At 55.1% G+C, this 20131-nt stretch carries 17 protein-coding genes; 13 read left to right on the top strand and 4 right to left on the bottom strand.

Going from position 1 to position 20131, the window contains the following annotated elements:
- Positions 1–44: 44 nt before the first annotated feature.
- The 7 genes from nusB to coaE all read left to right on the top strand — a co-directional run bounded on the left by nusB (position 45) and on the right by coaE (position 5454).
- A complete protein-coding gene (nusB, locus tag Q4G72_RS01180) occupies positions 45–1229 on the top strand; it encodes a transcription antitermination factor NusB (protein WP_303309610.1) in 1185 nt (394 codons plus the stop codon).
- 89 nt (positions 1230–1318) lie between these two features.
- Positions 1319–1633 (top strand): YtxH domain-containing protein, encoded by a 315-nt coding sequence (locus tag Q4G72_RS01175; protein WP_303309609.1) that lies wholly within the window; start codon positions 1319–1321, stop codon positions 1631–1633.
- Between the two features lie 112 nt (positions 1634–1745).
- Positions 1746–2747: an isocitrate/isopropylmalate dehydrogenase family protein gene (locus Q4G72_RS01170; protein WP_303309608.1), complete on the top strand. Its 1002-nt coding sequence runs from the start codon at positions 1746–1748 to the stop codon at positions 2745–2747.
- Positions 2748–2908: 161 nt separating this feature from the next.
- Positions 2909–3430: a DUF1573 domain-containing protein gene (locus Q4G72_RS01165; RefSeq protein WP_303309607.1), complete on the top strand. Its 522-nt coding sequence runs from the start codon at positions 2909–2911 to the stop codon at positions 3428–3430.
- 98 nt (positions 3431–3528) lie between these two features.
- Positions 3529–3858 carry a preprotein translocase subunit YajC gene (gene yajC, locus Q4G72_RS01160; protein ID WP_303309606.1) on the top strand — a complete coding sequence of 110 codons (330 nt, stop codon included), beginning with the start codon at positions 3529–3531 and terminating at the stop codon, positions 3856–3858.
- A gap of 19 nt (positions 3859–3877) precedes the next feature.
- Entirely contained in the window at positions 3878–4846 is a 969-nt protein-coding gene (locus Q4G72_RS01155) for a YbbR-like domain-containing protein (protein ID WP_303309605.1), read from the top strand.
- Positions 4847–4851: 5 nt separating this feature from the next.
- Entirely contained in the window at positions 4852–5454 is a 603-nt protein-coding gene (gene coaE, locus Q4G72_RS01150) for a dephospho-CoA kinase (protein ID WP_303309604.1), read from the top strand.
- 39 nt (positions 5455–5493) lie between these two features.
- Here coaE and Q4G72_RS01145 read toward each other — a convergent pair whose 3' ends face one another.
- The 3 genes from Q4G72_RS01145 to Q4G72_RS01135 all read right to left on the bottom strand — a co-directional run bounded on the left by Q4G72_RS01145 (position 5494) and on the right by Q4G72_RS01135 (position 10035).
- Positions 5494–6681: a GNAT family N-acetyltransferase gene (locus Q4G72_RS01145; protein WP_368408957.1), complete on the bottom strand. Its 1188-nt coding sequence runs from the start codon at positions 6679–6681 to the stop codon at positions 5494–5496.
- A 60-nt stretch (positions 6682–6741) separates the two neighbouring features.
- Positions 6742–8355 (bottom strand): glycosyltransferase family protein, encoded by a 1614-nt coding sequence (locus Q4G72_RS01140; protein WP_303309603.1) that lies wholly within the window; start codon positions 8353–8355, stop codon positions 6742–6744.
- 75 nt (positions 8356–8430) lie between these two features.
- Complete coding sequence (locus tag Q4G72_RS01135; protein ID WP_303309602.1) at positions 8431–10035, bottom strand: glycosyltransferase family 39 protein; 1605 nt, start codon at positions 10033–10035, stop codon at positions 8431–8433.
- 86 nt (positions 10036–10121) lie between these two features.
- On the opposite strand from Q4G72_RS01135, the gene Q4G72_RS01130 reads away from it, so the two are divergent.
- Positions 10122–11423 (top strand): hypothetical protein, encoded by a 1302-nt coding sequence (locus Q4G72_RS01130; protein ID WP_303309601.1) that lies wholly within the window; start codon positions 10122–10124, stop codon positions 11421–11423.
- Between the two features lie 366 nt (positions 11424–11789).
- Positions 11790–13196, top strand: a complete 1407-nt coding sequence (locus Q4G72_RS01125) for a metallophosphoesterase (protein ID WP_303309600.1) — start codon at positions 11790–11792, stop codon at positions 13194–13196.
- A gap of 366 nt (positions 13197–13562) precedes the next feature.
- On the opposite strand, the gene Q4G72_RS01120 is transcribed toward Q4G72_RS01125, so the two are convergent.
- The gene (locus tag Q4G72_RS01120; RefSeq protein ID WP_303309599.1) at positions 13563–14018 is read right to left on the bottom strand and encodes a hypothetical protein; all 456 of its coding nucleotides are present in this window, start codon (positions 14016–14018) and stop codon (positions 13563–13565) included.
- A 500-nt stretch (positions 14019–14518) separates the two neighbouring features.
- Here Q4G72_RS01120 and Q4G72_RS01115 point away from each other — a divergent pair, with 500 nt between their 5' ends.
- The 4 genes from Q4G72_RS01115 to Q4G72_RS01100 all read left to right on the top strand — a co-directional run bounded on the left by Q4G72_RS01115 (position 14519) and on the right by Q4G72_RS01100 (position 20118).
- Positions 14519–14899, top strand: a complete 381-nt coding sequence (locus Q4G72_RS01115) for a hypothetical protein (RefSeq protein WP_303309598.1) — start codon at positions 14519–14521, stop codon at positions 14897–14899.
- Between the two features lie 21 nt (positions 14900–14920).
- Positions 14921–15364 carry a hypothetical protein gene (locus tag Q4G72_RS01110; RefSeq protein WP_303309597.1) on the top strand — a complete coding sequence of 148 codons (444 nt, stop codon included), beginning with the start codon at positions 14921–14923 and terminating at the stop codon, positions 15362–15364.
- 629 nt (positions 15365–15993) lie between these two features.
- On the top strand, positions 15994–16728 hold the full coding sequence (locus tag Q4G72_RS01105; RefSeq protein ID WP_303309596.1) for a GntR family transcriptional regulator: 735 nt from the start codon (positions 15994–15996) through the stop codon (positions 16726–16728).
- A 282-nt stretch (positions 16729–17010) separates the two neighbouring features.
- Positions 17011–20118 carry a SusC/RagA family TonB-linked outer membrane protein gene (locus Q4G72_RS01100; RefSeq protein WP_303309595.1) on the top strand — a complete coding sequence of 1036 codons (3108 nt, stop codon included), beginning with the start codon at positions 17011–17013 and terminating at the stop codon, positions 20116–20118.
- Positions 20119–20131: the final 13 nt, after the last annotated feature.

Here is a 20131-nt window from a genome sequence, read left to right as displayed (position 1 = left end):
ACCGCTCTACCTGTTCACCTCATCACTTCATTACCACACCCAGAATGCTCAACCGTCGCACGCTCCGCATTAAAGTCATGCAGGCCCTGTATGCCTATCAGCAGGCCATTGGGTCCGATGCCTCTCTGGCCCTTGACCGCATTGCGGATGCCTTTGCGCCTGACCTGAACTCGCCCGAGCCCCAGGACCGCAAGGTGCTGAAAGGCCAGCAGAAGATGGCGGAGGTTATCTTCAAGGAATGGCTGAAAACCGGTGAAGAGCCGGAGTCCCTGGACGACAAAGAGGTAAACGACGCCGTGCAGGATGCCATTAAGTACTACAAAAAGGCTAAGGCCAAAGATGGTACTTTCTTTGGCGGCCAGATGGTACACGCGGCCGAGAGCATTCATGACCAGTACATTCACCTGCTGAACCTGCCTACGGCGTTGCTGCAGGTGTTTGAGGAGGAGAAAAACCGCGAGTCGCGGCGCTACACGGCACCCAAGGAGCAGCGCCTGGACACCACGCGCCTGGAGGAAAACCAGGTGCTGCAGAAGCTGGCGGAGAACAAGCAGCTGCTGGACCTCACCATTCGGCGCACCCTGCACTGGGGCGGCGAGGATGAGATGGAAGCCCTGCGCATGGCCTGGCGCAACGAAATCCGTAACGATGCCGAGCTACAGAGCTACCTGGCCGCTCCGGCCGGCTCTTATGCCGAGGATCAGGAAATCGTGAAGCACCTCTATAAGGAGTACGTGTTCAAGGGCGAAGCCCTGCCGGCCTGGCTGGAAGAAGACGACCTGAACTGGGAGGAAAACCGCGCGGTGGTAAAAAACCTGGTGATGAAGACGCTGAAAATGCTGGACGAGCAAGCGGACGAAAACCTGGAATTGATGTCCCTGTCGGCTAACTGGCAGGAAGACAAAGAGTTTGCCGAAGCTCTCTACAAGCAGACCATGGAGGCCGACGAGCAGTACGAAAAGCTCATTGCCGACTCCGTGCAGAACTGGGACGTGGAGCGTGTGGCCCTCACCGACAAGATTATCCTGAAAATGGCCTTGTGCGAAATGCACTTATTCCGGGCTATTCCGGTGAAAGTGACCATTAACGAGTACATTGAAATCAGCAAAAATTACAGTACCCCCAAGAGCAAACAGTTTGTGAACGGGATTCTGGATAAATTGGCGCAGGACCTCACGGCTAGTGGTGCTATCCGCAAGTCGGGTCGCGGGTTGCTGGACAACCAGTAGCCTATGACAACCTCCGGTGCGCCGGAGCCGTTGAGCCTAACTCTATACATCCATTGTCCCTATTCCCACCACGCCACGTTTTCCGCACTATGGGTAGCAAAACCACTACCGGCCTTCTGTGCTTCGCAGGCGGCGCCCTCACCGGGGCTGTCCTCGGCATTCTATACGCCCCCGAAAAAGGCCGCGAAACCCGCAGCTGGCTTAGCTATAAGCTCGAAAAATACCGCGAGACCCTGGCTGACCTCACCGAAAGCCTCGTGACCAGCCGCAGCGATGCGGCCCCATCCTCAGCAAAATCGGAAGGCCAGCGCGTCATTCGCGACGCCAAGGATAAAGCCGAGCAACTGCTGGGGGATGTAGACCAGCTGATTAACCAGATTAACTCCCGCCGCTCTACGCTGTAGTCTTTCGTCTTCAAAATGTGGAAAGTGTGTTACTGACTCCGGTGATTCGTTAAGAAAGCATCCTGGTCGGTTCACATTTTCCACATTTTATCTTTTCGCATATTCATTCGTCATGCATACCATCACCCTTATTCCCGGCGACGGCATCGGCCCGGAAATCACCAAATCCGTCATCGATATTTTTGCTGCTGCCCAGGTACCGGTGCAGTGGGAAGAGCAGAACGCGGGTCAAACCACCTTTGACCAGTCGGGGGAGCTGATTCCGCAGACGCTGCTGGACTCTTTGGAGCGCAACCGGGTGGCCCTGAAAGGCCCTATCACCACCCCTGTAGGCAAAGGCTTCCGCAGCATCAACATCACGCTGCGTCAGAAGTATGACCTCTACCAGAACGTGCGCCCGGCTCAAACCACCGAGGGTATTACCTCCCGCTACACCGGGGTAGATCTGGTGCTGTTCCGCGAGAATACCGAGGGTTTGTACTCAGGGCTGGAAGTGTATGATGAGCGACTGGGAATTGCCGATTCGTTTAACCGTATTACGGTAGCCGGCTCGCGCAAAATCTGCCGCGCCGCATTTGCCTATGCTGCCAAGCATGGCCGCAAAAAGGTAACGCTGGCCCACAAGGCCAACATCCTGAAAATGGCGGGTACCCTGATGCTGAATGCCTGCAAAGAAGCCGCTACTGAGTTTCCGCAGATTGTGTTCGAAGACAAGATCATCGACAATATGTGCATGCAGCTGGTGAACAAGCCCGAGCAGTTTGATGTGGTGGTGACGACGAACCTGTTCGGCGACATCCTGTCTGACCTCTGCGCGGGGCTGGTAGGCGGCCTGGGCGTAGTGGCCGGCGCCAACATCGGCGACGACATGGCCATTTTTGAAGCCGTACACGGCTCGGCGCCCGATATTGCCGGCCAGGGCAAAGCTAACCCTACCGCCCTGCTACGCTCGGCCCTGATGATGCTCCACCACCTGGGCGAGCACCAGCACGCCGACCGCATCCAGAAGGCGCTGGAAGCTACCCTCAAAACCAAGGAAAAGTGCACCGGCGACCTGGGCGGCAAAGCGTCTACCAGCGAGTTTGCCCAAGCCATCATTGACAACCTGGCGTAGCTCATTAGCGCCTGATTTTGAAAGCCCTTCTGCGGTTTCTATCGTGCCCGATGGAAATTGGCGAGAGGGCTTTCGGGTTTATACTTGGCTTACCTTACTTTAGTACTTTCAAATTCTGTTTTACTGAAACCCTGCCTGCGGGCAGTTACTGTTCTCTTTGTATGAAACGCACCATCCTTTCTGCCTTCCTGCTTTCCGGAGTACTGCTAATGGGCTCCTGCAACCAGGACAAGCCTGCCGAAGTAGGCGTTGAAGGCATGAACGCTGCCGCCAACGAAGCAGCCGCGAACCCCACCGTAGATAACCCCAACGTAGCCAGCGACACCGAAGCGCCTAACCCGAACGCGCCGGTGATGACCTTCGCCGAAAATGAGTTTGACTTCGGCGACATCAAGCCCGGCGCCATTGTGAAGCACACCTTCACCTTTACCAACACCGGCAAAAGCCCGCTGCTGATTGAAAACGCCATTGCTTCCTGCGGCTGTACCACGCCTAACTGGACGAAGGACCCCATTGCCCCCGGCGGAAAAGGTACGATTGATGTGCAGTTCAACAGCCAGGGTAAATCCGGCATCCAGAACAAGGAAATTTCGGTGCAGGGCAACACCCAGCCCAGCGTAACCAAAATCTCCATTCGGGCCAACATTCTGGCCGATGGCAGCAACGGCCCCGTTCGTAAATAATTTGTAACTCGAAACTAAGCAGGCGAGAGGGCGCAGTATGCTACCAGAGTAGCCGGCAGCGCCCTCTCGCTTTATTTTCTCATTCTGTTCGCTTACCCATGTTCCTCACTTTATTGCTGCAGGCTCCGGCCGGAGAAGGCTTCACGTCGCTGCTGTTTCCCATTGCTATTGGTCTGGTTGTCTATTTCTTTATGATTCGCCCGCAGCAGCGGCGCTCCAAAGAGGCCAAACAATTCCGGGAATCAGTAGCCAAAGGCATGCAGGTAGTAACCATTGGTGGTCTGCACGGTAAAGTGGTAGAGGTAACGCCCGAAACTGTAGTGCTGGAAGTAGACCGGGGTGCCAAACTGCGCTTCGACCGCACCGCCATTGCCCGCCAGGTAGGGGGCTCGGCCCAGCCAGAGGCGGTGGTCGTTACTGAATCCTGATTTGTAGCTGCGTTTTGGTGTGTCGCTCCTGAATATTCGTCATATGGCCCGCTGGTTCGTCAGCCCTTTTATAGGGCAGGAGCGAAGCTATTGGCGGGCCGTAACGGCGTGTTTTCTGGCGGCCTCTACGTTCTGGCTGCTCAATGCGCTGAACAAAGTATACACCACGCGTATTGATTACCCCGTAGTATGGCGCTACGATACCCGCAGGTACATTCCCTTACAGCCGTTGCCCAGAGAGGTAGCCGTAAACGTAACGGCCCGGGGCTGGAAGCTACTGCGTAAAAACCTGATGCTGGACGTGCGTCCGGCCGAAATTGTGCTGGGTCGCCTGCCGGGTACCAAGTTCCTTTCGGGTACTGCCCTGCGCCCCACCTTAATGGGGGCTATGGAAGGTATGCAGCTCAACTACGTGCTGACGGACACCATTTTTGTGGAGTTTGACCGGCTGGTAACCCGCCGGTTGCCTCTCATGCTAAGCCCCGCCGCCGATGGTACAGCGCTGCCTTTCCTGGCGGAGTTTTCGCCCGAAAGCATCAACTTTCGGGGGCCGTCGCAGGTGGTTTCCCGTTTGGCCAGCCCCTATCTGGTGCATTTGCCGCAGGCTCCGGCCGGCAGCAGCAGTGGCTCTATCCGGGTGCCCATTGGGGGGCCTAAGCTGGTCACAACCGATGTCCAGGATGTCTATATCCGGCTGCAGCCCCGGCCTTTGGTAAGCCGGCGGGTTTCCGTGATGCCCGAGCTACATAATTTTCCGGTGGGCCAGGCCTATACTATACGCCCCGTACGCATGCTGGTGGAGGTGCAGAGCTTTGCAGAAGATACCGCGCGCCTCGACCTCTCGCAGGTGCGCGTCCTGCTGGATTACGGCCAGATGCATGCCGCCGACTCCACGCTTCAGCCTCTACTGACGCCCACACTGCCTCCTATCCGGGGTGCCCGGCTGCTTACGCCGGTGGTACACGTCTCGCTTACCTCCCATAAGTAGTAAGTATGCGGCGCATTGGCATCACGGGGGGTATTGGTTCGGGGAAAAGTGTAGTGTGCCGTCTGTTTCAGGTGCTGGGCACGCCCGTGTATGACTCCGATGCCCGTGCCAAGTGGGTTATGGCCCACGACACGGAACTGCGTACTGAGCTAATAGCCGCTTTCGGCCATGGCACTTTCACGGCCGATGGGCAACTGGACCGCACCTACCTGGCGCGGCGCGTCTTCAACGACCCCGAGCAGCTGGCCGCCCTCAATGCCCTGGTGCACCCGCACGTAGGCCGCGACTTTGAGCAGTGGGTGTTGCAGCAGCAAAAACACCAGCCCCCCTACATTCTGAAAGAGGCGGCGCTGTTGTTTGAATCGGGCGCTCACCGGCAGCTTAACCAGATTATAACCGTGTTTGCGCCGCCGGAGGTGCGGCATGCCCGCGTGTTACGCCGCGACCCGCACCGCACCCCCGATGATATCCTCAACATCATGGGCAAGCAGCTCAGCGAAGAGGAAAAGCTGCGCCGCGCCGATTTTGTAGTCTATAATGACGACATCCAACTGGTAATCCCCCAGGTACTGGCTCTGCACGAGAAATTTATGCAGCCTGAATTCTGAGCATAGGCGCGCAGAAGTTCAGGCTGCAGAGGCAAGTGTTTACCGAATAACCGGGCACCGCTCAAATGGCCGGGTAGGGTCAAAAAGCTTGCGGTAGGTAACGTGGGTTTTGAAGATGCGGGCTCCGATAGACCGGATAACTGCTAACATGCGCGGATTGAAGTCGCCAATCCAGTTCATCTCGATTTCTGTGTAGCCGGCTTTCATGAACTCCTGCTGCGCATGCACCATCATGGCCGATTCCACTCCCTTGCCTTGCCAGGCCGGCACCACGCCAAAAATCACCCCAAACATTTTCTTGGGCTGCCGCCGCTGGTAGCGCCACCGCTCATACACAAAGCGGAGCTTTCCGGTAAGGTTCAGGCGGGGACCTACGTGTTTGAAAATCTGATTCAGCTCGGGTAGGCTGACAAAAAAAGCCACGGGCTCCTCGTTGCAATAAGCAAACCATAGCAGGCGCTCATCCAGAACGGGCTGCAACTGCTTAATGAGGTTGCGTGCTTTCTCCAGCGGCATGTCACTGATACCGGAATGGTTGGCCCAGGCCAGGTTATAGACGTGGTGAAAATCCTGTGCCATGCGCTCTACATCACGGCCATTGGCGTGCGCAAAGCGAAACTCCGGGTGTTCCTGGGCGTAGCGCTCGGCCGCTTTTTGAAAGTTGGGATGAAGCGGCTCCGCCACGTCGCGGTAGCAGGTATACTGCTTGAAATACACCTGAAACCCGTACTGCTCAAACAGCTGCTGATAGTAGGGTGGGTGGTAGAACATACCATAGTTGGGCTCGGTAAAGCCCGCCGTGAGCAACCCCCAGAATCGGTCTCGCTCCCCAAAATTGATGGGCCCGTCCATGGCCTGCATGCCCCGTTCCGCCAGCCAGCGCTGGCTGGCCTCAAATAGCTGATTGGCTGCTACCTGATCTTCTATGCACTCAAAAAAGCCCATGCCGCCGGTAGGCAGAGTAGGGTCGGTGTGCGCATTGTGGTGGTTCACGAAGGCTGCTACCCGCCCAATAGCCTCCCCTTGCTCGTTGGTCAGAACCCAGCGAATGGCCTCCCCATGAGCAAAGTTGGCGTTGCGGGCCGGGTCAAAAGTAGCCTCAATGTCATGGTCTAAGGGGCGAATCCAGTGGGGATGCTGCTGGTAGAGCCGTTCCGGCATATTACGAAACAGGCGCTGCTCTTCGGCAGTACGAACTTCAATCAACGACATCATTAAATCAGGCAAGGAGTTCAGAAGTGCAAGGTACGGCGACGGTGGAAAACCCGAAGCCCGGTCAGAGGTTCGTTAGTAGCGCTGAAAAATGGACAAGATCTTGATGCCATTGGCCCGAAGAGAGTACACCTCCCGGCCTACGCTGTCTTGGTAAGTCTGCGGATGCCAGCGGTACCCCGTCATAAAATACCTGGCTTGGGCATTTGGCTGATATTGAATTCGGGCGCGTTCAGAAGGCGGTAATAGCAGGGAGTTGTTGTAGAGGGGCTCATGCTTGCCGGCCATCTGAATGGTAAGGTGCGGGGAGGCATCGTGGGCCAGCAGCCACTCCAGCCCCGGCCGGAATGCCAAGCCCCAATAGTCCCGCTCAAAGAGTTGCTCTGCCAGGGGCGCGGGTAAAAAGCTGAAGTATACCTGCTGAAACGGGTGCATCCGTACCATCCGGAAAACGGTAAGGGACATTTCCAGCAGGGCCGCCAGCAGACATGCTGCCGCCAGCCACCGTGCGGGCCGCCAGGATGTAGCTAGCTGCCACAAGTGGCGTATACCTTGGACAGCGAAGAGCAGCAGGGCCGGGTAAATGAAATAAACGTGGCGCCAGCCATCATATACCACTGCCTGTGTAAGGATAACCACCAGAACCGGGCCCAACAGCCATAGCGCAAACCAAGTATCGGCTTTCGCCGCAAGGGTACGGAGATAAGCACCCCGGGAGCGGAATAGCCGGGTAATGCCGTTGCTCAACCCAAGTAGCGCCAGCAGCGGGTAGGCCACTGGCGTAGTAAGCAGAATCCAGACCGGAAGGTAATGCCAGGGTAGCTGCGTGTCGGCTATCAGCTTACCAAAATAAAGGCAGGTGCCTGACCAAGGGTAGCTGCCTAGCCGGTGAAATGCTGCCCACAGATCGGGTAGTGGGGTAGCCCACAAATAGGGCCATCCCAGGATAGCCACTGCCAGGGTAGTAATCAGGTAAGTCAAGACCAGATACGCCCGGCGTGACAGGGGATAAACCTCTCCTGATAGACTAAGAAGCACTGCCAGGGTAGGGACTGCCACTAATAATCCCTGCACCCGAATATCGGTAGCCAGGGCCGTTAGCATGCTTAGTACCAGCACACGCCATAGGCTGGGCTGTTGCCGGAGCCACAGCAACCCGGCTACGGCCAACGTAAACAAGGACATAAATACGATGTCCTTACCATTATAAAATGCCTCTGCAAAGAACCGGGGGGAAACTACCAGTAACCCGCTGGCCATCAATCCCCATCGCCAGTCCTGAAAGCGCCAGCGCCCGATATAATACAGTCCCCACACTCCCAGTACAAACGTGCAGAATACCAACAGATGCCGCAGAAAATATAGAGGCCGGGCATCCCCATCGGTAAGAAGATAGCCCAGCCCGGCAACCACCATCTCAAATACAGGACCATGGTCACTGTCGGGATAAGCTCGGATATCGGGAATAGGGGAGTGACTCGCTGCTGCTTTTTGGGCAAAGTCAGGGGCCAATTGCTGAGCAACTTGGTTTAGGCTGACCAGACCATTGAGGTGGTTATTGACTTCATCCCACGACATACCATAGTCGCGGTGCAGCAGCAAGCCTAATAACAGGAGCAGCGTAAAGAACAGGCGGGGTATTAGCAGCGCCCCCCGAGAAACTTGAGGCAGAGAAATCGGACGGAGCACGCTGTAATGAATAGTTTCCGGTACTTTTTTATGAAGGTAATAGCTGTTGTTCCCTTCAGTGCTTTGCAGGATTTGTTAGTAGCGCTGAAAAATGGATAAGATTTTGGCGCCACTCGCCCGGATGGTATACACCTCGCGACCCACGATGGCCGGATACGGTTGGGAGTACTCGCGGTAATTAGTAAGGAAATAACGAGAAGACGCCCCTCCCAGACTTAGCCGACTGCTCTCAGCTCGTGGCAAAATCAAATAGATAAAGCCGATAGGATTGGCCGAATTGGTTTCTAGGGTGATGCGCGGAGAGGGGTCGTGAGCCAGTAACCATTCTACGCCCTGGCGGTTAGACAGAGCCCAATAGTCTCGGTCAAACAACTTTTCGGCTACCGGGCCGGGCAGGCAGCTGAAATATACGTTTTGAAAGGGATGGTCCTGCACCATACGGGTAAGCGTTAGAGCCATTTCGGCTACTCCCAGGCTGGCCACAACAACTGCCAATGGCCGCCAGCCCCGTTGCTGTTCTACAGCCGCAAGACCGGCGCGTACCCCCTGCACGGCCAGCAGCAGCAGCGCCGGATACAGAAAATACAGGTGCCGCCACCCATCATATAGTACTGAGTGTAGCCCAACGACTGCTACAATGGGGCCAACAGCCCAGCCTAAAAACAGAACATCGTAGCGGTAGTGCGGGCAGGTAAGCAGGCGCCGTAAGCTAAAGCCGGTTATCAGGGCCACAACTGCTCCCAAAAATGCCATGGTATAGGCCAGCGGAGTGGTAATAAATATCCAAACAGGAGCATAATGCCACGGTAGCTCCGTCGACATCATAAGTTGCCCCCAATACAGCACCGGGCCCTCCCAGCGGAAATGGCTCATCGTTTGAAAGGCCATTACCAAGTTGCCCCATGGGTTAGCCCATAAGTAAGGCCAGCCGAGGACGGTGAAGAGGGAGGCGGCTAACAAATATGCTCCGCCCACCTGTGCCAGTCTGCCTTTCTGGGAAATTGGCCGGGCAAATGCCGCCAGCCCCAGCATGCCCAGCGTGAATACCACTACCATCAGTCCCATAATCCGAACATCAATGGCAGCAGCAGTGGCCAGACCATGCACCAGGGCCCGGCTTATGGTGGGGTTCTCTAGCAAACGTAGCAGGGTGTATATGGCCACTGTAAAAAAGGCCATAAAAATCAGGTCCTTGGAATTATAGAAGCTCTCGGCAAAAAAACGAGGGGAAAGCAGCAGCAGTAGGCTTCCCAACAGTGCCCAGCGCCAGTCTTTAAATCGAATCAGGCCAATCCGGTATAGTGCCCACATCCCCAGCGTGCAGGTAAGATAGTTCAATAGGTGTTGCAGGAAGTAGAATTCCCGGGTATTACCGTGGGTAAAGATCCGGCCCAGCACAGCAACCGGTAAGGCGAATAATACGCCGTGGTCATGTTCCGAAAAGTTCTCAAAGTCAGGTATTTCATCGTAGGTGGCTTCTTGGCGGGCCAACTGCGGGAAAAAAAGCCGGGCAATGTATTTAGCGTTTACCAAGCCATTCAGATGGTCAATGGGTTCGTCCCAGCTCAGACCATAGTCGCGGTGCAGTAGCAGGCCCAGCAGCAGTACAAGGGAAAAGAACAAGCGCGGCAGAAGCCGCGCCCCCAAGGGTGCCTGAAAGAAGGTAAACAGACCTGGCATGCGGGATGAATAGTTTCCGGTAATTTCCGGCGAAGATAACTCCCTGTGGCGGCGCTTAGCGCCTACATTAGTCTTTACTTCCTTCTATGCTTCGTCGGCTCCCCCGTATTGTTTGGCTTGTTTTGCTCTTGCTGATGGCTGCCAAGCTGGCGCTGCTGTTGCACCTGAACCCCGAGCTGGCCTGGAACCCCGACGAAATCCGGAATGGACACATTGCCGACAACGTGCGGGCCGGTCATGGCTTTGTTTCCTACGATGCCACGCGCCAGCAGCTGCGCCCCGATGCCTTTCATGCTTCGTTTCCAGTGCTGGTATATGTGGCGTGGGAAAATCTGGGCTTGCCCAAGCACTACTGGACGCTGCTGGTTTACGTTGGTACATCCTTCCTGTATGCTGTAGCGTTTCTGTACGTGTATCGCACCCTACGCTGGCTGGGTGTTAGCCTGATGTTTAGTTGGCTGGGAGCAGGCTTGTTTGCCCTATATCCATCGGTAGCATACTATATCGGTGGGTTTTTCTGGTACGAAAACCTAGCCATGCCGCTGCTGGTGCTGGTAGGCTATAAGCTGCTGCGGTTACACGACGGGCGGCCACTCAGCTGGACCGATGCTATCCTGGTTGCTATCAGTATTACGCTTTCCTGCCTGTTTCGCAGCTATCTGCTGGCTGTGTATGCCTTGTGGTTGTTGGTATTGTTACTGGTATGCTGGCGCGGCCCTGCGGGCCGCCGGCAGGATGCTATGCGTTTGGGCCTGCTCACGCTGCTACTGGTGAGCATTGGCTACCTGCCGGTTTTGTACAAAAACCATAAGCAGTTTGGCGCTTATATCCTTAGCACCCAAGGCGGGTTTGAACTGCTGCATGGGCATAATTCCTTTACCCAGGGGCGTTTTATGTATAATTGGGATGACCCTGCGGCGCCTTTTGGCCGTTGGGTTCTGGCACATATTCCGCAGCTGCCCACGCTCAATCAGTATCAGGAAAGCCAGGCCCGCGCCCGCTTGGCCGGTCAGTGGGTAAAGCAACACCCCGAGGCGGAACTCCGACTGATAGGGCGTAAGCTACAGCTGTTTTTTACACCCGAGAACTATAATGTTGATACGGAGCACAACTTCCGGTGGAATCCGCTTACCACCTTGGTACATGCTTGTTTTCTGCTTTCGCTGCTGGCCGTAGTTCTGCGCCTTCGCGGCCTGCGCTTTCAAAGCACTGACGCCTTGCTGCTGGCACCCGTAGCGGCTATTCTGCTGCTTAGCCTCGTTTTCTTTGTCGGTTACCGCTGGCGCTATTTTGCCGAGCCCGCTATGCTGATGTATCCGTTGGTAGTGTGGCAGCGCCTGCGCCAGCCATTGGCGGCCAGGCAAACAAAAAAAGACAATCATTTCTGACTGTCTTTTTGATGTGGGAGATACTGGATTCTAACCAGTGACCCTCTGCTTGTAAGGCGCCCGCTGGGCATTCAGAAAAGCCTTTTCTGATCCGCATCACCAAAGACCGCAAGCAGGTCTTCCGCTCCACCGGGCTTTCCCTGCACCTGCTGTTGGTTTTATATGCTTCATTTACTCAATCAACGGCAACCTTGGCAGGGGTAGTTGAAAGGGGGAGGCAGGACGCACACTAGCATAAATGTATTTCCGCGAGTTGACTAGCTTACGGTTCCTCTTCCATCTATTTTGTCTGACTTCGATCATAGAAAACCATAAAATTTTATTTGTACATATGGTATAATTACAATAAAAACTTTAACTATAGTGATGGGAAAAGTATACACTGGCGTAGTAACTATGGTGCTTTTGCTGATTGCTATTCCTGGGTGGGGGCAACGTTTTGCTGCTATCGGGGATTTTGGACGCGTAGGGCAGCCGGAGCAGGACGTGGCTACGCTTGTGCTGGGCTGGAATCCCGAATTCATTATTTCCCTGGGCGACAATAACTACGAGTATGGTCAAGCCTCTACGATGGACCAGAACGTAGGCCAGTACTATCACAGCTACATCTACCCCTACACAGGCGCTTACGGCGCGACCTCTGATCCGCAGCAAAACCGGTTTTTTCCCTGCCTGGGCAACCACGATGTGATGACCCTAAAGGGGCAGCCCTATCTTGATTTTTTCACGTTGCCTGGTAATGAGCGGTACTACGACTTTGTGCGCGGCAACGTGCATTTCTTCGTGCTCAACAGTAATGCCAGCGAGCCGGATGGGATTACCTCAACCTCCGTGCAGGCTCAATGGCTGCAGCAGCAGCTGGCCGCCGCAACCGAGCCATGGAAGATTGTGTACCAGCACCACTCACCTTACTCTTCGGGCGACCGGGGAAATGATAAAAAGTTGCGCTGGCCCTTCCGCCAATGGGGCGCCTCGCTGGTGATGGCCGGGCACGACCATCATTATGAGCGGCTACTGGTGGATAGCCTCACCTACATCGTCAATGGGGTGGGTGGCGACGATGTGATAGGGGTGAAGAAGCTCCAACCCTACACGCGGGCGCTGTATGCCCTCGATTATGGGGCGATGCTGTTCAACGCCACCCCTCAAAGTCTATCGATGCAATTCTATACCCGCACCGGCGAGCTAGTCGACGCCTACACGCTGCAGAAAGAAGACCCCCTGCCCATTTCGCTCACTTCATTTGTGGCGAAGCGACAAGGTACTGAGGTCGTACTTCGTTGGACGACGGCTACCGAGCAGAATAGCCGGGGGTTCGGCATAGAAGGTTCGCCCGATGGTCTGTCTTATCATACAGTCGGCTTTGTGCCTTCTCAGCCAGGAAGTAGTACGAGCACGCGGAGCTACCGCTGGACGAACAACACCCCAGGTAAGGTTGGATGGTACTACTACCGGCTGCGCCAGGAAGATGAAGGGGGGCAGTTCGCCTATTATGGCCCTATAGCCGTTCATTTTCAGGGCCTGCCTGCCGCGTTGAACGTCTACCCCAATCCATTCGACCAGGAATTGACAATGGAGATTACGAGTGTCGCAGTCGGGCTGGCGATGCTTACACTCACCGATGAGGTGGGGAAGGTTGTGTGGCACGAGGTGCAGACCGTGGTGGCGGGCGTGAACCGCCTTGGAATCACTCCCCCATTAAAAGCAGGACAGTACCAGGCGACAGTGCGCATGAATGGACATATCCTGCGGCAACTTGTAGTCAAACAGTAAACAACCGCCTGCCACTGAGAATAAAGCCTCACCGGTGTTTCCGCTGCCGGCGGATAAAATGCAGACGGAGCATGCGGCGCAGCAGTGGCTGGTGCACGTGCGGGATACCATGCTAGCGCCGTTTACACGGAGGAGGATGAGCTAGAGCATTTCCTTCGCAACTGCAGGATAAACAAACCGCCCCAACCATACCGACCAGAGCTGTTTGCGGCTTGGGATGTAACTATGGATACGCACGATAAAACTATGTGCGTTTAGCGAAATAAGGTCGCGGCTCCTACCTACAGTAACTACCTGCCTAAAAACAACACCGGCCGTTTCTATGCTTGAAACAGCCGGTGTTGTTTTCCTGAACACGCGTAACGGTTAGTTTTTCGTTTCCAGCACGCTATATGTTTTTTGGGCGCCGGCTAAACTCTCGGTGTAGAGCTTATAGTGCTCCGCTCCTTTTTCGGGGCCGTACGCTTTCTTGAGTACGGCTTCGATGTCATAGCTGGCGCCTGGAATGACCGGGTCCATAATAAACAGGTACGCATAGGTGCCATCCGCCTCCGGCCGCACGGCGTTGAGCACGCGCGTCTGGCGAAATACGTGCTGCTCCTCGGGGCCTAGCTTGGCGAAAGTGGGCCAGAAAATGTCGCTGACAAAATGTTCAAACTGGACCCGCTTATCTGCCTTTACCGGGTTAACAATGACCCAGACTTTATCCCCGGGCTTGGCCAGCTCGCGGGTCGTTTTTTTCTGCTGGGCAGTGGCCGAGGGGGCACCACATAGGCTCAAGACACAGAGAGTAAGTAAGGAAATGAGTACGCGAAATTTCATAAATAACGGGTTAGAAGAAAGAAGTTAGCTCACTTTACCCCGAAGCGCGGCAAGTGCTTACAAATGAGGGTAAAGCCAGCTAAACATACTGGAATATTCCGAACAGCTTATACTATAAGCATATAAATTATTAGGTTAATGCATATCCTGAATTAAAGTGACAAACTGAACCCTGTAAAGAGAACTATTGGGAGCTAGCCAGTAAGGAGCTATAGTTCAGTCTCAGTGATGTCGAATCACTAGGCTGCTAGGTGTCTATTTGCTATTCTGCAGCAGTACTTTAAATCCTGATCAACACTGGGATAAAAAAGGGGAAGAGTAGAATATTATAATATTGAAATTTATTCATACACTCGTGCTATACCTAGTAGTGCTTTAGTTACCCTTGTCTATTGCTTGTGGTGTTTCTGTAACGGCAACAAAAGCCATACCCCGCTATTTTAATTCTCTATAGGCAAATGATGCGCAATGAATTATTCACTCCAGCGGGGAAGGTGCATATGACCACTGAATATGATCCTGCAAACGGCTGGGTGTATAATGATTGGAGGGGCCCGCAGAATTTGGCCCGTGTCATCGCCGGTAGCGAGGCGGGCTTACGGCTGCTGCGGCAACATACCTGCCCTTATCTGCTCAATGATAATCGCCACACCTCCGCGCCCTGGGACTACGCCGTCGAGTGGGTCGTGACCGATTGGCTGCCGCGCGCTCTAGCCGCAGGGCTGACCCATTATGCCCAGGTGATCCAGCCGGAATTGCCGACGGTTCACTCTGCGGACGTCTTGTATACCGCTCTTAGTGAGCAGGTGGAGATGCGCCTGTTTATCAGCCTGCTGGAGGCGCAAGCCTGGCTGCAGCAACTGCCGCCGCAGAAGAAGTAAATGTTATCCCCTTTCTGACCGATGAAAATAACCTTAACCAACAGCGCCAACGAGGTCTACCTGACTTCGGAATATGACCCTGCCAACCACTGGGTGTGCAACCACTGGCAGGGGGAGCAAACCTATGTAGGTATGGTGGCCGGCGCGAATGCCTGTCTGGCCTTGCTGCAACAGCACCAGTGTGCCTACCTGCTCAACGACAATCGCCAGGCCGTGGGCCTGTGGGATGAAATCCTGGAGTGGGTGACTACCAGCTGGACCCCACGGGCCATGGCCGCGGGACTGACCCATTTTGCTCAGGTTGTCAGCCTGGATACGCTGGCGGCCGATTCCTCGGAGGTGATGCGCGTCAGCCTGAAGGACAAGTTCCATATGCACTCCTTCACGATTATGGCCGAAGCCCAGGCGTGGCTGCGAGCGGCGCAGCAGCCGAGCGCGACCCCTCCGGCCGTCACGATGCCCTAGTGGGGAGGATTCGGCGCTTGGGTCGGTTAGGGTATGCTGGAAGCCGCCCAGATCACCCAGCGAATTAAGGGACGAGGGCTACTTCTCTGCTAGGATTGATAGCCTGCGAGAAAGAAGGGGCAATCTTAGTATTCGCTAACTGGTCGTCTGGGTCTGGACTAGCAGGAGTTTGCCATTTATAACGTTTATGAAACGGACGTTTTATAGAGGTGAAGGTTGAGCGGCTAGGTTTCGATAAGATTGACGGCGCTGAACCCATTCCATATTAGGCAGTTGTAAATAAGGTATGGTAAGTCCCTTTACGTTAAGCTAGTCATAAACATAACTAGCTGGCTAACTTAGATCATCTCACTTGGGCGCAAATCTCTTATGGCAGCAAGCCGGAAAATTATGCGAGACGCTTATCGACTTCCTACTGTTGCCGACGGAGGCACTCGGAACGTAGCGTAGAATTATGACTATTGCCATTAGACCGTGTAGTGAAAGTAGCAGGCCTTCTCGAGCCTATTGCCCTTGCTATAAACCACTGACTTTAAAAATTCTGCATTTTAGGAATTAGATCAAATTATTGTGTAATTGGGCCATCTCAATATGTCTGAACATTCATACATACTGGGGTACTTGGCTATATGGAAACTTTTAACATCGACCACAGCAGCACTACTCCCCTGCACGCGCAGGTAGAGGACCTGTTGCGGGACTTGATCAAAATTCCAGAATACCAGGAAGGCAAGCTGCTGCCGAACGAAGTAGCGTTAGCCAAGCAGTTAGGCATCTCTAGGAACACCGTCCGGCAGGCCACCAATAAATTGGTCTTTGAGCGGCTACTGGTGCGAAAAAAAGGAGTCGGAACAACGGTCGCCAAAAATAATATTATCACCAAGCTGGACAAATGGTCGAGCTTTACCCATGAGATGGGCGAGAAGGGCGTCTCGTTCCGAAACTACCGCATAGACGCCAGCTGGGTAGAGGCCGACAAAGAAGTCCGGCAGCTATTCCATATCGCCCGCCATACTAAGGTTCTGAAAATGGAGCGACTACGCGGGGTTGATTCTGGGCCGGTTGTGTTGTTTGTCTCCTATTTTCACCCTCGGGTAGGCCTAACGGGGAATGAGGATTTTACCCAGCCCCTGTACGACCTGCTGGAAAAGCAGTACCACACGGTTGCCGCCGTTTCCAAAGAAGGTATAAGTGCCATTCTGGCTGATGCAGAACTTTCTGAAAAGCTGGAAATAGAAGTAGGTGACCCGGTGCTGTTTCGCAAACGAGTTGTTTGTGACCCTGGTGGCCGCCCCATTGAGTATAACTTGGGCTATTACCGGGCTGATAGCTTTACCTACACTATTGAAATAAAGCGGGAATAGTTCGCTGGCAGTTTGTTTCAACTACGGCTAAAAAAACATCTAGACTGCCACCCGCAATCGATTCCGGTAACAATTGGTCTAGTCTGTTTCAGTAAACATCTCAACCTGATAGGCCACCATAATGGAGCCCTGACTTCAATAAATGACAGATGTCCAACTATATATGCATATGTATGAACATATGGACATGACGTATTTTTTGCCTTTTGACTCGTGCCTTTCTGATTCCGGTATATGACCACCCTTAGAAACCGACACCTCGCTCTGCAGTTGACTGCAATCATGACTGGCTGCCTAAGCTTGGGTAGGGTAGAAGCTGCTGTTCAGCCAACCCTTCTGCAGGCGCCCGCTGAGCGGGTAATCCAGGGAAAGGTAACGTCCAGCGACGGCAACGAAGCCTTAATTGGGGTCAGCGTCAGCATTAAGGGCCGGAACCAGGGCACCACCACCAATGCCGAGGGGCAATATAAGCTCACCATCCCCGGCGGGGAGGAAACAGTGCTTGTTTTCTCCTACCTAAGCTACACTACTCAAGAGGTGCCGGTTAAAAACCAGAGCACAGTGTCGGTAGTGCTGAAGCCCAACGTCCAGCAGCTCTCCCAGGTAGTAGTCATCGGCTACGGCACTACCAAGAAAAGCGACCTGACAGGCTCCGTCGCATCCATCAAATCGGAGGAGCTGTTAGCTACGCCCTCCACCTCTTTCGACCAGGCCCTGCAGGGGCGGGCCGCCGGCGTGCAGGTCACGCAGACCTCGGGTCAGCCCGGCTCCGAGGCCTCTATCCGCATTCGGGGTACCAGCTCTATCAACGCCGGCAACGAGCCCCTCTATGTCATAGACGGGATGCTGGTAAGCAGTGATGCCAACGACATGTCGGTAGGCGTCAACCTAGGCCCCCGCATCAGCGCCCTCTCCACCATCAATCCAAACGACATTGAATCGATTGAGGTGCTGAAGGATGCCTCAGCCACAGCCATCTACGGCGCCCGCGGGGCCAATGGGGTGGTGCTGGTAACCACCAAGCGGGGCAAGTCTGGCACGGGCACCGTTACGGTCGATGCCTACCGCGGAACGCAGCAGGTGGCCAACAAGCTGAAGGTGTTGGATGCCACCCAGTTTGCCAATCTGGTGAACGAAGCGAAATTCAACGCCAACCAGACCCCCCTCTATAATAACCCGGCAAGCCTGGGAGCGGGCACCGACTGGCAAAAAGAAATCTTCCGGACGGCTCCCATCGCCAGTTACCAGCTTTCCTTTGCCGGCGGCGACGACAAAACCAAGTACGCCATTACGGGCGGCTATTTCGGTCAGGATGGCATTATCCGCAACTCCGACTTTAAGCGCTTTTCTTTCCGGGCCAACTTGGACCGTGAGCTGAGTCCAAAGCTAACGGTGGGCAACAGTGTGAGCTACGCCCGCATAGCCTCCTCCGGCGTTTTGACGACTACGGAAACGATTGTGCCCGGCGTCACCACCGCCGCGCTGCTGTTCAATCCCATTCTGCCCGTGTATAACGCGGACGGGCCCGGCGGCTACACCTTTGAGAACCGCGGGGGCAGCTACCTGGGCAAGACGCTGGGCAACCCGGTGGCGGACGTCAACGAGTTTAACTCTTACGGCGTCAACTCCCGGATTCTGGGCAACGCCTATGCCCGCTATAAGATCCTGCCGAACCTGGAGGTGCGGACCAGCTTCGGCATCGACGCATTTTCCTCGCGGGAAAACGCCTTTGGGCCCAATTTCCTGAAGCGTACCCAGGCCAGCAAAGGGGAGGCCTCCATCGGTACCATCTCGGGGCTGACTTGGCTTAACGAGAACACGCTGACTTACAAGCCCGTGATCAGTGCAAACCACGCGCTTGACTTCCTGCTGGGCTATACCCTGCAGGAGTTCAACAACGAAAGCCTACTGGTGTACGCTTTTGACTTTCCGGATGCCCGCACTGGCTACCACGACATCTCGGCCGGCCTGTTGCCGCAGAAGCCGTTCAACGGAGAGTCGCGGTGGAGCATGGTCTCCTACCTGGGCCGGGTCAACTACACGCTCTTTGACCGCTTCCTGTTTACGGCCACCGGCCGGGTCGATGGCTCCTCGAAGTTTGCCGCCGGCAAGCAGTACGGATTTTTTCCCTCAGGGGCGGTGGCCTGGCGGCTGTCTGACGAGGACTTTATGAAGCAGTGGGCCTTCATTTCGGAGCTGAAGCTGCGCACCAGCTACGGCATCATTGGCAACCAGGCCATTCCGCCCTATCAGTCGCTGTCGCTGGTGGGCGCTTATGGGCAGGGAGTCTTCAACGGCACAGAAGTATACACCGGCCGCGAGCCGCTCACCTTCGCCAACAAGAACCTGAAGTGGGAAACCACGGCCCAGTTGGACCTGGGCGCGGATGCCGCTTTCTGGAATAATCGGGTAGCCATTACGGCCGACATCTACCAGAAGAAGACCTCCGACCTGTTGCTATCCACCCCGGTTCCCTACACCTCCGGTTTCAACTCCACAGTCCTGAACGTGGGCAACATCCAGAACCGGGGGGTGGAGCTGGATATCCGCACGACCAATGTGAAGGGCAAGCTGGACTGGAGCACGGCATTAAACTTCTCCGTCAACCGCAATGAGGTTACCAACCTGAACAGTGAAACCGATATTTTCCTGGGCGGTGGCACGCTGCTGCGGGTAGGCGAGCCGGTCGGCACTTTTTACGGCTACCAGTTTGATGGCATTTTCCAGTCCGATGAGGAAGCCAGCTCTAGTCCGGTGCTGAAAGGCCAGGAAGCGACTTCTTCCAATCCCGCCTCCCGCGCCCGCGCCGGCGACCGGAAGTACCGCGACCTTAACGGCGACGGCGTCATTGACGAGAAGGACCGCACCATTCTGGGCAGCGCCCAGCCCGATTTCACCTGGGCTTTCACCAACAACTTCTCCTTTTTCAATTTCGACCTGAGCATTTTCTTCCAGGGTTCGCAGGGCAACCGGATGGCCAACCTCAACCTGTTTGACCTGCAGAATTTCAACGGGCAGAACAACGTGCTGGCCAGCGCCGCCCTCGACCGGTGGACGCCCAGCAACCCCAGTACCAAATATCCCCGAGCCCTAGCCGCGGGCAGCCTCGACAACGGCATTTTTTCCTCCAACATCGTGGAAGACGCCTCCTACCTGCGCCTGAAAAACGTGAGTTTGGGCTACCGGGTGCCGGCTTCCCTGACGCAGAAAGCCCGGGTCAAAAGCCTGCGGATTTACGCCAGTGCCACCAACCTGTGGACGCGCACCAACTACTCCGGCTATGACCCGGAAGCCAACACATTTGGCCAGAACACCGCCGTCATTGGCGTGGATCGTGGCGGTTACCCGCAGGCAAAAACCTACCTGGTGGGCTTAAATATCGGGTTTTGATATCAAGAACACT

This window comes from Hymenobacter sp. BT730 (assembly GCF_030542105.1).
Classification (GTDB): Bacteria; Bacteroidota; Bacteroidia; order Cytophagales; family Hymenobacteraceae; genus Hymenobacter.
Note: the sequence above shows the minus strand (reverse complement) of the source record. Positions and strands in the feature narration are given on the sequence as shown.